Source organism: Tolypothrix bouteillei VB521301, assembly GCF_000760695.4.
GTDB classification, from domain to species: Bacteria; Cyanobacteriota; Cyanobacteriia; order Cyanobacteriales; family Nostocaceae; genus Scytonema; species Scytonema bouteillei_A.
Genome location: NZ_JHEG04000001.1, coordinates 2,887,004 through 2,899,896, shown reverse-complemented (window position 1 = coordinate 2,899,896; position 12,893 = coordinate 2,887,004). Strand labels below are relative to the sequence as shown.

At 43.0% G+C, this 12,893-nt stretch carries 7 protein-coding genes and 3 pseudogenes; 2 read left to right on the top strand and 8 right to left on the bottom strand.

The features are described 5' to 3' along the window. Positions 1 to 54: 54 nt before the first annotated feature. A complete protein-coding gene (locus HC643_RS11545; RefSeq protein WP_050045692.1) occupies positions 55 to 4,467 on the bottom strand; it encodes an nSTAND1 domain-containing NTPase in 4,413 nt (1,470 codons plus the stop codon). 162 nt (positions 4,468 to 4,629) lie between these two features. On the opposite strand from HC643_RS11545, the gene HC643_RS11540 reads away from it, so the two are divergent. Then, positions 4,630 to 4,908 (top strand): hypothetical protein, encoded by a 279-nt coding sequence (locus HC643_RS11540; protein WP_038092133.1) that lies wholly within the window; start codon positions 4,630 to 4,632, stop codon positions 4,906 to 4,908. 330 nt (positions 4,909 to 5,238) lie between these two features. On the opposite strand, the pseudogene HC643_RS11535 reads toward HC643_RS11540, so the two are convergent. The 4 genes and pseudogenes from HC643_RS11535 to HC643_RS11520 form a co-directional block, all read right to left on the bottom strand. Further along, positions 5,239 to 5,803: pseudogene (locus HC643_RS11535) on the bottom strand (DUF2887 domain-containing protein); the annotation flags it as partial. A gap of 203 nt (positions 5,804 to 6,006) precedes the next feature. Continuing rightward, positions 6,007 to 7,191: pseudogene (locus HC643_RS11530) on the bottom strand (reverse transcriptase domain-containing protein); the annotation flags it as partial. 221 nt (positions 7,192 to 7,412) lie between these two features. Further along, positions 7,413 to 7,643, bottom strand: coding sequence for a hypothetical protein (locus tag HC643_RS11525; protein ID WP_050045691.1), 231 nt, complete (start codon positions 7,641 to 7,643; stop codon positions 7,413 to 7,415). A 78-nt stretch (positions 7,644 to 7,721) separates the two neighbouring features. Next, positions 7,722 to 7,934 (bottom strand): annotated as a pseudogene (locus HC643_RS11520) (DUF2887 domain-containing protein); the annotation flags it as partial. A 47-nt stretch (positions 7,935 to 7,981) separates the two neighbouring features. Between HC643_RS11520 and HC643_RS11515 the strand changes: the two are divergent. Further along, positions 7,982 to 8,464, top strand: a complete 483-nt coding sequence (locus HC643_RS11515) for a pentapeptide repeat-containing protein (RefSeq protein WP_038092129.1) — start codon at positions 7,982 to 7,984, stop codon at positions 8,462 to 8,464. A gap of 154 nt (positions 8,465 to 8,618) precedes the next feature. Here the strand turns inward: HC643_RS11515 and HC643_RS41330 are convergent, their stop codons facing one another. From HC643_RS41330 to HC643_RS11500, 3 genes are all read right to left on the bottom strand, one after another. Continuing rightward, positions 8,619 to 10,061, bottom strand: a complete 1,443-nt coding sequence (locus tag HC643_RS41330) for an AraC family transcriptional regulator (protein WP_050045690.1) — start codon at positions 10,059 to 10,061, stop codon at positions 8,619 to 8,621. 220 nt (positions 10,062 to 10,281) lie between these two features. Beyond that, positions 10,282 to 11,451, bottom strand: coding sequence for an XdhC family protein (locus HC643_RS11505; protein WP_038092127.1), 1,170 nt, complete (start codon positions 11,449 to 11,451; stop codon positions 10,282 to 10,284). A 224-nt stretch (positions 11,452 to 11,675) separates the two neighbouring features. Continuing rightward, positions 11,676 to 12,662, bottom strand: coding sequence for an aldo/keto reductase (locus tag HC643_RS11500; protein WP_050045689.1), 987 nt, complete (start codon positions 12,660 to 12,662; stop codon positions 11,676 to 11,678). Between the last annotated feature and the right edge of the window lie 231 nt (positions 12,663 to 12,893).

The window sequence follows — 12,893 nt, the reverse complement described above, 5'->3', positions numbered from 1 at the left end:
CCATCAACAAGAATTGTTAGGTTTTGTTCCTCAAACCAACCCACTCCGTATCACTTAAGGGCTGACACAATGACATAAATCGCTTTTTTCCCAAACAAGTTTTCTGCAAATTTCGCAGGCTTGTTTCTCAATCTCGTCTGAAAGCTCTTCTAAAATTGGGTGATACCGCAGGCGATCGCAAGCGACTTGCAGCCAGTGTTTCCAATCTCCACCCCACCACAGTCGCACCATTCCATCCCAACTTCCACTGACAATTGTTAACCCATCTTGGCTAATGGCAACAGCACTCACGACATCTGCATGTCCTGGGAGGAGGCTATCCACAAGATGACCTTGCCGATCCCACAACCGCACGCAATTGTCGCGAGATCCACTGATGATATACTGACCGTCTGCGCTAACAGCAACGGAATTGGGAAATGAATCTGACAAAGGGCGATCGAGGATAGGTTTACCCTCCCTGTTCCACAATCCTATGGTTTCATCATCACTACTCGTGACAATCGTTTGACCATCAGCACTAATAGCGACTGAATTGACGTAAGCTGAGTGTCCGTCAGAAATTTCCGCAATCTGTTGACCCCAAATATTCCAAATTTGGATGTTAACAACATCACTGATACTCACAATTGTCTTGCCATCAGCACTAATGGCAACTTTTCTGTGAAAGCTTTTTTGACCTTCAAAAAATCGTTCTTCAAGCAAGTTGCCGTGCCCATCCCATACCCGGATCTTATCGACATTCATGTCATCGCTTCCACAAGTGATAATTGTCTTGTCCTTGTCAATAGCGATTGCATTTACCACACCTTGGTATGCTTGAAACTCTCGTAAGAGATTGCCCTGTGAATTCCACAAACGTAAAATTCCATTGTGAGTTCCTGTTACGGGGGCTTCCCCATCAGTACTTATAGCAGCTAACTTGACAGTGCTTTCATGCGGTAGCGGTTGACGAATTGCATCTCTGAGATTCCACAACCAAGCACCACCATCACTCGCACTTACAATAATCTTGCCATCACCACCAACTGCCACTGAGTTAACAGGTGATTTATGCCCTGATAAAACATCAATTTCATCGCCCTGCAAATCCCATAACGTGACTTTACCAAAGTTTCCACAACTTCCTGTAACAGCACATTTTCCATCTGCACTTACAGAAATGTAATTTCCCGAGTATACTTGCTTTTGAATAAGATAGCCCTCTAAGTTCCACAATCGCAGCACAACTGATGGAGTACTTGTTTTACATTGACTGATACAGATAATTTTCCGGCTATCTGATGTAAAAACAACCGATTGCACACCATGTTCTTTCAAATTAATTTCGTCTTCAGTTACGAGAAAATTCTCGATAAATTCTCCTTGAGAACTCCATAACTGAACTTTTCCCGGACTCACGGCATCACCAGTTACAATAAATTGTCCATTAGGGCTAAAAGCGACAGAGTTGATTTTTTCTTCAAAAATGGGAAAATCTTTGATTAACTCGCCTTCGATATTCCATAACCGAACTTTGTTCTGGCTTCCAGTACTAGCAGTAACAATATGTTCTCCATTAAAAGCAACTGAATCAATCTTCTCTTGAGCGATAGAAAAAACTCGAACGAGATCGCCATTCATATTCCATAATTGCACTTTCCCCTCAATATCGGAAGTAGCCGTTAAAATTATTTGACCATCAGGGCTAAAAGCTAGGAAGTTAATATTACCCTCAGGAACGATAAAGTCACTGAGAATGCGACCATCAAGACTCCACAAATGGATTTTACAATTATTGCTAACCGTGACAATTGCTTGACTGTCAGGGCTAAAAACGATGGATTGGATGCGATCGCGTTCGGGAACTCGAAAACTATTAATAAAACTCCCTTGAAAATTCCATAAACTTAATGAGTCGGAGACACTATAAGCGATATACTGTTTGTTAGGGCTAATAGCTACAGCAGATATATCTCCAACTCCCAAAATATCGCGTTCTCTGGCATTTTCCACAGCCGCTCTTAAACTGGATTGTATGGGACTGAGAATTTCGGTAAGTGCTTCTAAATTCTGTCCTAATGCTACGATGGCAAGAGCCAGACTGCTCGCTCCTTGTTTGAGCCTGAGTAGCTGTTCGACGAGATATGCTTGCTGTTGAAGTTCTGCTGTCACTTGATACATCTGGAACTTTTGTTGCTGCTTTTTATTGTTCTCTTGCTCTTGGTTTCTTCTGTTGATGCTAGTTTGAACAAATTCTATTTCTTGCTGATTGAGCCAGTGACCATCTTTAGATTTCAGCAATTCCTCTAAGCGCGTGAGACGGGGATCGTACACCCAAAGATACCCTATTGCGCGATCGTGCTTGTTCCAATCACAAACGGCAAATGTCAACCGTTGCTGCAATATGAGATTTTCATGTTCCTGTCGCTGCCATTTTTCCAACTTGTCCCACTCTCTGACTAAAGCATCATGAGCGGGTTCTACATAAGGTTCTCCTCCAATATCTTGTCCCTTAACAATCAGACGAATTTCAGCAAGATGATTGAGAATTATCTCCACTTGTTTGTTCTCTACCTCAGATGCGTATTGAAGTTCCCATTCAGGGACTCGCCGCCGTGCTAGCTGTCCATCCTCAAGCGTTACCATTCTTAACATGACTCGCCGCAATGTTGCTTGATGGGCTGAGTCAAGCTTGTCGTACTCCTCTGTTGCTCGATGTCTTAACGAACCAACAACTCCTCCCAACGCCTCATAATCTTCTTGAGTTATGGTTCGTCTTTCTTGTGCTACGCATTTTATATAAAGTTCGCTAAGTGTAAACGATAACAGCGATAGCGCTCCGGGCATTTGCCCAACATCATCTATAAGGCGATCGACAAGAGTTGGTGGCTCGAAATCCAACATCTTTTCCATTGCAGGTTTTTCAATGGCTTGACGCAATTCATGTGACTTCATCGCTTTGACTTCAAAGCGTGCTGCATCCCAATAGGATTTTAAAGGAGAATCCGTAAAATAGAATTCAAAGTCAGACCGCAAAGTCAACACAATGTGAAGGCGAGGATCTGTCTCTAAAGCTTGTGCCAGAAAATTTAAGAAACTCTCTCGCTTTTCTTCTGTCTTGCACATTGTCCAGAGTTCCTCAAATTGGTCAACAACCAATAAAAACTTTGCATTAGCCCCAACTGGGTTGTACTGTTGAATCAAGTTAATAAATTGACTCGGTGCTTCTTTAAGCTTTGGTTTGAGGTAAGCAATTTTTTGTCGTTTCTCGGCTTCATCTGGATAAGCATTTCGCAAAACAGCTTCTGCAACTGCTCCAAAGGGCGACTTTGTCGGTCGAACAGTCGGTAAGATATAAAATTCTTCTTCGTGATGAGTTCGCAAGTAAGGGATCAGACCTGCTTTCACCAAACTTGACTTACCAGAACCGGAAACTCCCAAGACCACAGCAAGCTGGTGACGGCGATCGCTAATATGAGTATATAATTGCTTGACCAGTTCATCTCTACCAAAGAACAGGGAAGAATGTTTTTCTTCATAGCTTTTAAGTCCTCGGTATGGATTGTTTTCGGGCTTAAGTGCGGGTGCATCTTCTAAGTTCTCCCGCTTGAAGTGAGGTAGCAGGAAAATATATTCACCTTTGTCATGCTTTTGCAGGGGGAATAGGCTCGGTGTTTGGCTGAGTTTGTGGTCGTCAGCGATCTGCTCCACTTTATCCCGCACATAAGAATAAATTTCCGTTGCCGTGATAATACCATCGCCTCTTTTGAGAGTCGTATCGGCGTAACCTTCTAATGCTTCAAATAATGCACTTGCAAAAGGGGAATGGTCTTGTGTCTGGTCGCTTTCCCTCTTACCAAAAAAACCTAAGAAATCAAGGGCTTTTTGATCGTAAGCAGCAGAGGTAATAGCTTGCCATGCACGAGTCCCAATGAAGCGATCGTAATGTTGCTTGTAAACTTTGGATGCAGGTATGGCGTTGCGATAGGAACTTGAACGAAATGCTCCGGCAAAACAACAGTCTAAAATCACCAGCATATGACGGCATGGCAATTCTATGAGAGCATCATGCAAGTCTTGCATGGGTATAAGATGGTTTTGTGTTTGGAGCAGATTTTCAGTTTTGGCGTCAGTTGGGATAAGGTAACCTCTGCAATGACTATCGTTTTCTATTCCATCTGCAGGTACGATTCCATGTCCGGCAAAATAAAAGAGTATGCGATCGCTCTCTTGAACCTCCACAGTCGTATCGCCTATTGGGAATTTCTTGTTTCTGAAATCGGTCAGCAGAGAGTTTAATCCAGAAAGAGTGGCTTGTGAATTGAGTAGAGTCTTAACTTGATATTGATAGCTTTGTTGAAGAACATTTGCCAGTTTTTCGGCATCAGCAACAGGGGTTGTTAAGGGCGGAACACCATTTGAGTATTCATTAATACCAATAACAACAGCTAAATTACGTTTAAAGTCATATCTAGATTGAGCCATAAATAAACAATCGGCAAATAACTTGATTGAAAGATAACAACTGACCGAACCAATAAAAGTTTAAAAATTAGTTACTTTTTCTTATACGTAAGGATACACGGAGATAGCCCTCTTCTCCGGATATATAACTATGCCTACACAATAAATTCACAATGTTCCAAAATGCACTTCAACTTTCTAGATGCAACAAGTTTAGTATTGCAGGGTTCGGAATTTGCCAACGAATGTCTGCTCACGCTTGATGACGGAAGTATATGGACATTTTCCTTCCGGGCATGGGGTGAATATTTATTTGAGTGGGCAAATCAAAATGAATGGATGCAACAGTTTGGTAACTTTAATGAGACTGCCTTTGCATTTTATTGCGATCAAACCATAAAGGATTATCGACAATGGGCAGACATTGCTTTTGCTGCAATTAAGCAGAAGTGTTCGATTTAAATCCAGTTAGTGAGTTATTTTTAAATGTGTTAATTAATAATGAGGCTAGAACACGATAATCGCCGCCATTGGATAACAGAAATAGCCAAAATCAAGCAGCAGCAAACGTGAAAGGAATGTCATCAAACACCCCTTAGCGTCCATTAGCTCAGCCCATAGTTATTGAAACAACAGCGTTAACTTAGTTTTCTCCGCCTTGCCCTCTTATGCACTCCGGGCTAACCTGAAAATTCTCCCTAGCAACCGTGTTAGAGTGAAACTGAGACCTGAAGACTTAGCAACAGGCACTTAGGACTCTGCACTATTGTAAGAAGTAAACTTAACATAGCCCTATTCGGATGGATTTGAAGCTATTTTTGTGACTTCCTCGACCGATAAATCAACAGCCTTCGCCACTTCGGAGATGCTGTAACCCATACCCAAAAGGCGCTCAGCCGCTTTTAACTTGGTTTGACGTTCCAAGTCTTGGTAAATTCGAGTTTCTTCAATGCTAAGTCCTAACATGGCTTCAACTTCCTCTCTACTTAACGAAGAAAACTTATAAACGGCAATAGTCGTGATGACTTCTATAATTTCGTTTTTTGCCAGTTTACCTGTTTCTTCTAATTCTACTCGCTCAATTAATTGCTTTGCTTGCTCTGCCATCAATTCATCTGGCGCAATCGTCAACTGCATCAAGTTGATGCCTACAGGCTGCTGGCTTGGATCGCCTAACTCCAGAACGATAAATTCGCTGCACTTGGTCGCTGTTGAGAAACATTCTATGAGTTTTTCGATCGCTTGGTTCCAAAGAACGTGATGGAAAAATGACCACACAGAACCAGTCATCATACTGAAAGCGATTCCGATTCAAATACATTATTGATTCAGTAAAAAATCGATAGTAGAGGGCTTCAGGTAGAGTCGAGGGAGAGTATTACCTCTCGCCCCTCTCTTTTAAATCTGGACGTGCGTATTTTTACGCATCCAGCTTCCGATATTCTTAGGGTTAAGGTTTTTGTCGTCGTAAGACCGGGTTGTCCTTCACCGAGGATTATTTTCTAGGTATTCTTCGGTGACTTCCAGACCTACTTGCGTGATTAACGTAGTCTCCTTCCCCTTTTGCTTCATGTGGAGATAATCGTGACAGCTTTCGTGTACTGCTGTCAGGTTTGAGTCCTTCCAGTTTCCATGATTGCCGTCAAAATGATGTAGATTTACCTTTTCTTCTGAGGTCAGTTTGTGACCGCAGTATCCACACGTATGGCTTTGCTTCCTTAATAATCTTGAGGTCATACCGTCATATAGCTTACTGTTGCGTTCACTCCAGTAAACTAAGTCTCCATCAAAAGGTGATTTATTTCTTTTGACTTTAATGTGGCGGTTTTCGGAGTAAGGAACCGATGGGAAAGCTTTATCCAGCAGTTTCTTGCTAGATAGGCAATCTTGTTTGGTTTCTTTGTTGAATACCTTGTAGGTTCTGTATTGTACGTAGTAAAGGCTAAATTTAGAGCCGTCCATTTTACAGAACTTGTGGTATTGTCTCCATCCTCGGACTATCGGGGCTAATTTCTTAGCTTTTTCGTTAGCACCATAATTCGAGTTATTGACAATTTTCTTGACTTTCTTACGGAATGCTTTGAAGTTTTCCTCTGAGGGAGAGCTTCTAAACTTGCCGTTTTGCTGTACTTTGAAGTGCCAGCCTAAAAAGTCAAATCCTGAAGTCGAGGCGGTTAGCTTTGTCTTTTTCTCACTTACCTTTAGTCCTCTTTTTGCTAGGAATTGGCTAATACTGTCAAGTATTTGTTTTTCATCGTCTTCTGGTCGTAGGAAGAATACCGCGTCATCGGCATATCGAACACAGGCGTTCACAATGTCCTTTTCGAGGGTAGTTGCTGTTATTTTGCGTCCTCTGTTGACGTGGTATTTATGTATTTCTTCGATTCCATTCAGGGCGATGTTAGCTAGTAGTGGACTCACCACCCCACCTTGACAGGTACCTTGTTCAGGGAATTCGGGGTTGATTCCGGCTTTGAGGCATCGGAATATCCCTAATTTTAGCCCTAGGGGGGCGATAAGGTTCGACATGATGGATGAGTGATTAATCCGGTCGAAGCACTTTTCTACATCTAGCTCAAGGATTCTCTTGTTGATGCCGTTGGACTTTGATTTGAGATGATCGAACACCTGCTTCTGGGCATCATGGGCGGAGCGCCCTGTTCTAAATCCGTAGCTATTTGCGTGGAAGGTGGCTTCGTGTGCTGGTTCTAGGGCGAATTTTGCTAGGCATTGCCAAGCTCTGTCCTACCCGATGCAGAGGGATTCCGTATCTCGTCTTACCTACCAGGGTTTTCGACCTTTCCCCAGACCTTTGCACCGTTTTTACTCGTTCCGTTCTTTCGATTGTTTTGATGGTTTAGGGCAGTCCACTTTGCCTATCCTCTTCTCGGAAATTACAGCTATTAAAAGAAAGATGCTGTGAGAATTTAGAGGATGAAGTCTACATTTGTTATTCAGGCTGTAGCTCATTTCCTGAGACACTTTTCTAGGACTTGTTTACCCAATGCCACCTTCCCGTTAACGCCAGTGTTGTTACCTGCTTGTTTTACAACTGATTGCGTCCTGTTCCCAGCTTCAGTCTCCATAATTTCGAGTATGTTTACTGTGGGCAGGTAGGGGGTCAGTTGTCTCCTCAAGGGTAGGGCTTGCCGTTCTAGGTTACTTGGCTCACCTACATCAAAAGAACAGTTATACATTTTTGAAATCTACTTTCAAAAATCTACCTTAGCCATACATCCCTGATTTCTAGGGGTTCCTGCTAAAAACGAGCCGCACTCTTTTTGAAATTGGACTTCAGCAAAAAAGATAATTTTAGGTGTTGTACCTTCTGGAGGTAAAAAGACCCCATCAATGCGAAAGCCAGTTTCTTTGACTTCAACCGACTCAAATCTATAATTCTGCGCTTGTTGAGGAGGGTCATTAACCAGTTCAAAAAGTAACCCAGGAAAACGTTTGAATATTTGGTAATAAATGGAGTCTCGTTTCACTTTAGTGAGTTATTTTTAAATGTGTTAATTAATATTGAGAGTAAGTTATGAATGCTGAAGAGTTGTACAGGCATTATGCCACTGGTGAAAGAAATTTCTCTGGTATTGACTTGAGTAATGTCAACCTTAACATTGCTGGAATTAATCAATACGACCCCACTAAGAATAATCTTAGTGGCATCAATTTGAGTGGTGCTAATCTGACTAGAACCAAGATGATCTGCGTCAATTTGAGCGGTGCTAATCTGAGGGATGCCTATTTGGGACGTGCTACCTTGACTGGTGCTAACCTCACTAATGCTGATTTAAGAAATGCCGACTTTGATTGTACCGATCTCGAAGGCGTTAAGCTGATTAATGCCAATCTGCGTAATGCCCATCTTGGTGCTGTCATATTGTATGGAGCTGACTTGACTAATGCTGACTTGTTCGGTGCTAGCCTTACTACTGCTGATGCCAGATATCTCACTTTGTGCAACACCATTATGCCAGATGGTACTGTTAGAACTGAGTTCATTGATACTGAGTGATTGAGCTACTGATTCTGTATCGGCTGGGAAAGATGACGCAATTGGGATGAGAACAGGACCTAAATAATCTTCAATGCTTTATAGAGATACACCCAAACAACTTAGTAAAAGTTCTTAATACTTTGCCAGATCGCTGAACAACCCCTAATACCTATCAGCAGCATTGTAATTGAGCCATGAGACTGGGTAGATTCTGACAGGAATGACTTTGTTGTTTTCGGTAAGCTTTTGGGGTTGTGCCAGTCAATTTGCGAAAGTGTTTGGTGAAGTGCGTCTGGTTGGCGAATCCACATTCTAACGCAACATTCGTGATAGTTAGTTTTTGCTGTTTCAACAAATGTTTTGCTTTTTCGATGCGTTGTTGCAGCACATACTGATAAGGAGAAACCCCCATTGATTGTTTAAACAAATGGCAGAAGTGACACTGACTTATGTCAAGATGTTGGGCAATTGTCTCCAGCGAAATCTTTTCACCCAAATGCTGCTCAATGTACTCAATCGCCTGCTTCAACTTATGATTTGGCAATTTACCAGTGTAAGCTTTCAGAAAGCGATCGCGAGTGCAGGAATCGCGCAAAAAGTGAGCTGCTAAAAAGGTGTTGGCAAGTTCCGCGTAGCGTTTTCTTTCAATGCTACCTGTTTCCAGTTCTGACTTGAGGGCAACACCAATAGTTAGGATCGCGGTATCAAATTGAGTAAAACGATGTTCCTGGTAAGCTCTTGGCGTTATTCCAATGAGTTGGCGGAAGTGCTTGGTGAAATGGGTCTGGTTGGTAAACCCACATTTTAATGCCACATCTGTGACGCTAAGTTCTTTGTGTTTTAGGAGCTGTTTTGCCTTTTCTATACGCTGCTGTAGAACGTATTGGTACGGAGACACACCCATCGACTGCTTAAACAAATGGCAGAAATAATACTGGCTCATACATAAATGCTGAGCGATCGCCCCTAAGGAAATCTCTTCACTCAGATGCTCCTGAATGTAGGCAATAGCTTCTCTCAAGCGATATTTCGACAATCCACTACTATATTCTGAAAAAGAGTGAGTGTGGGTGCAATAATGACGCAACAAATGAGATGCTAGGAATGTTGTAGCAGCCTCCACATAGAGCCGTCCTTTGATGCCATTAGTTTCTAGCTCGGCTTTGAGAGCGAAAGCTATATTGGAGATAACTGGATCGAGTTTGGCAAATTGTGGGATAAGTTCAACGCGATCGCCATCCACCATTTCACGAGCAAGTTGAGTGAGGTAAGCAGGCTCAAGAATGAGTAAGGTAAATTCTAATTCCCGATCCCAGGTAACTTGGTGTAATACACTGGCAGGAACAATAACGCAACTTCCATGAATTAAATCTTCTTGTTGTCGGTTTCCTGCCAAACACCTTTTCGAGCGAGCCATCTCCCACCCAGGATGGTGAACAATGACATGATGATTGAGTATGTGTTCGGGAGATTCGGAGGCTGGTTGATGGTGGTGTTGAACGTAAATTCCACTCCAGCCGAGTTCATCACTCCTTAACAGGGGTTGGCGCGGAAGAATTGTCGAAACAGATTGTTTTTGAGTAAAATCAACTGTTAATTTTGGTGCGTCTAACATGGCTTGCTCCGATTGACCTTAGGCTTATTTCAATCAGAACCAGAGACACCTTGAGTTACCGAAGGCTCGCAAGCGCATAAACTTGATAATTCTCTGAATGCTTGTACTCGCATAAATTAAGTAATTTTTCACGTGTGAGTGGATTATAAACGGCAAAATTAGTCCCTGGCTTGTCTAATCTTGCCAAAATGGTGAGGCTCGCAAGTACAGTCTGCTTCCATCAATCAATGTGCTTGATAAGAGTACTCGGTGGAAGTTCATCATGCTGGGAATGAATGGGTCTGGTGCGTTCTCTGAGAGAACTTCCACCGCGATCGGCAACAACAGCTTGAATTTCTGCCACTATTGAAAGAGCAATTTCTTCTGGAGTATTAGCACCAATGTCGAGACCAACCGGACCGTAAAGGCGCTGCAATTGGTCTGGTGTAGAAATGAATCCTGAGGCTTGTAAGTCTTGAAGCAATCTTTCTCGTCGAGTTTTCGGTCCCAACAGACCAATATACTGTAGGGGAGATAACAATAAAATTCTTAACAATTCTAAATCTTGGAGGTATTTATGGGTCATCACCACAGCAACCATACGTGAATTGAAACTGAAGTGAGTTTCAAGGTTTTCTGGATCGCAAAAGATGATATCATCCGCATTGGGAAAGCGATCGCGAGTGGTATAACCGGGTCGATTATCAATGACTGTCACGTGCCAACCCAGCTGCTTGGCACAATCAACGACGGGAATAGCATCGTGACCCGTTCCAAAGACGAGCAAGGGGAGGGGTGGTTGAATCACTTCGAGAAGGACTTCAACACACCCGTTGGCGAGTGAATACGCTTTTACAAGCGATCGCCCGTTTTTGAGAACCTGTTGAGCATCTTGCAAAACCTTTTGAGCGAACTCACGGTCTTGAATATCCGTAGCTACAGCACCATCTTGTTTTAAAAACAACCGAGAGGCAACTTTTACTTGGGTGTCTCCCCGAACATCAAAGACGGTTGCGATCGCTCCCGATTGATTCTGAAGAAAACACTCAGAGATAAACTCAAGTTGATTGCTAGCAGATGCATCAGCCAGAGATTCGATCAATACGCTGACAACTCCGTTACAGCCAAGACCAAAGCCCCAAACAATATCCTCGCTAGATGTTGTATCGTATTTTACAACTAACGGCTCGCCTGAGTAAAACATCAACGGTTGCGATCGTTCAAAAACATTGCTTTCCAAACACCCACCGCTGATAGCACCGATTGTGTAACCGTCATCTGCAAGTAACATCCGTGCGCCCGGTTTGCGATAAACTGAACCGCTTGTTTTAACAACAGTAGCAAGAGCAGTACGCTGACCGCTTTGTTTATACTGCTTAAAGGCTTTGATAATGTTTTGCAGTTCTTTCATGGCTGTAATCGTTGACTAATACTAAATCCGCGTCTTATACCCCCCTTTATAATTTAGTCCGCGCAGGCGGTGAGTCCAGTCCTGCAGGCGGGTTTCCCGCCGTAGGGAACTGGCGAACCCGGAGGGACTTCGTTTGTATAGCCGTGATTTCTAATCACTAGGGCTTATTGGAGTTATAAAAATGGATTTGGTATAATATCCTTCGCAGTTTCTCATACGAATGTTTAACGATCGAGAAGGCTCATCATCTGCGGAGCATAGCGATCGCCCGATGTCCCTCCCACAGGCGCAACTCGATCTATTTGTGCCAATTCCTCCACACTCAAGCTAATATCAGCTGCTGCTGCATTCTCCTCAACATATGCCCTGCGTTTGGTACCGGGGATGGGTACAATATCATCCCCTTGGTGCAACAACCAAGCTAACGCAATTTGTCCGGGTGTTGCATTTTTAGATTGGGCGATTTGGTTAACGCGATCGACAATTCTCATGTTTATTTCAAAATTCTCACCCTGGAAACGGGGATCGTGCCGACGATAATCATCGTCTGCACACTCTTCAGCCCGTTTGACCTGTCCTGTAAGAAAGCCGCGTCCGAGCGGGCTGTAGGGAACAAAACCAATTCCCAAGTCTCTTACAGTTGGCAGAACTTGTTTTTCAGGATTCCTTTCCCAAAGAGAGTACTCGGATTGCAAAGCACTGATGGGGTGGACTGCATGGGCGCGACGGATAGTTTCTGGGCTAGCTTCTGATAGTCCTAAGTAGCGAACTTTACCTTGCTTTACCAATTCTGCCATTGCACCAACGGTTTCTTCAATTGGCACTGTCTTATCCACTCGGTGTTGGTAAAACAAGTCGATGCAGTCCACTCCCAATCTTTGTAAAGAAGCATCGCAGACGCGCCGAACATTTTCTGGCGTGCTGTCTAGACCGGCTATCTTACCACTCTCATCCATCTTGAAACCAAACTTAGTAGCAATAATGACTTTATCTCTACGGTCTTTGATAGCCCGACCCACTAATTGCTCGTTGGCAAATGGTCCATAAACCTCCGCAGTGTCCAAAAAGTTGATACCTAATTCAAGAGCGCGGTGAATTGTTTGAATTGACTCAGCTTCATCTCTACTACCATATGCCCAACTCATACCCATACAACCGAGTCCGATATCTGAGACTTCCAATCCTTGTTTTCCCAGTCTTCGTGTTTTCATAAGGATTTCTCCTAAGGTAATAGATCCACTCTTGTTGCTATGTTAGTCAAATGCAACACATTTTGCTCAAACCAGTTGCTCTCACTCTTTACGGTAATTGATTACTTGATGTCATAAATATATTAAGTATCTGAGGCTACAAGTAGAAACGCTCGACACAATAAAACCTCGAAGTTAAGCGCTCTGCATGCGTTTGTCATAATTTATGCATTAACTATCCATTTTGATAGA

What these genes read in the sequence shown, in the direction of transcription:
- HC643_RS11545 (WP_050045692.1), bottom strand. Translation starts at nt 4,467, where the DNA reads ATGGCTCAATCTAGATATGACTTTAAACGTAATTTAGCTGTTGTTATT.
- HC643_RS11540 (WP_038092133.1), top strand. Translation starts at nt 4,630, where the DNA reads ATGCACTTCAACTTTCTAGATGCAACAAGTTTAGTATTGCAGGGTTCG.
- HC643_RS11525 (WP_050045691.1), bottom strand. Translation starts at nt 7,643, where the DNA reads ATGTATAACTGTTCTTTTGATGTAGGTGAGCCAAGTAACCTAGAACGG.
- HC643_RS11515 (WP_038092129.1), top strand. Translation starts at nt 7,982, where the DNA reads ATGAATGCTGAAGAGTTGTACAGGCATTATGCCACTGGTGAAAGAAAT.
- HC643_RS41330 (WP_050045690.1), bottom strand. Translation starts at nt 10,061, where the DNA reads ATGTTAGACGCACCAAAATTAACAGTTGATTTTACTCAAAAACAATCT.
- HC643_RS11505 (WP_038092127.1), bottom strand. Translation starts at nt 11,451, where the DNA reads ATGAAAGAACTGCAAAACATTATCAAAGCCTTTAAGCAGTATAAACAA.
- HC643_RS11500 (WP_050045689.1), bottom strand. Translation starts at nt 12,662, where the DNA reads ATGAAAACACGAAGACTGGGAAAACAAGGATTGGAAGTCTCAGATATC.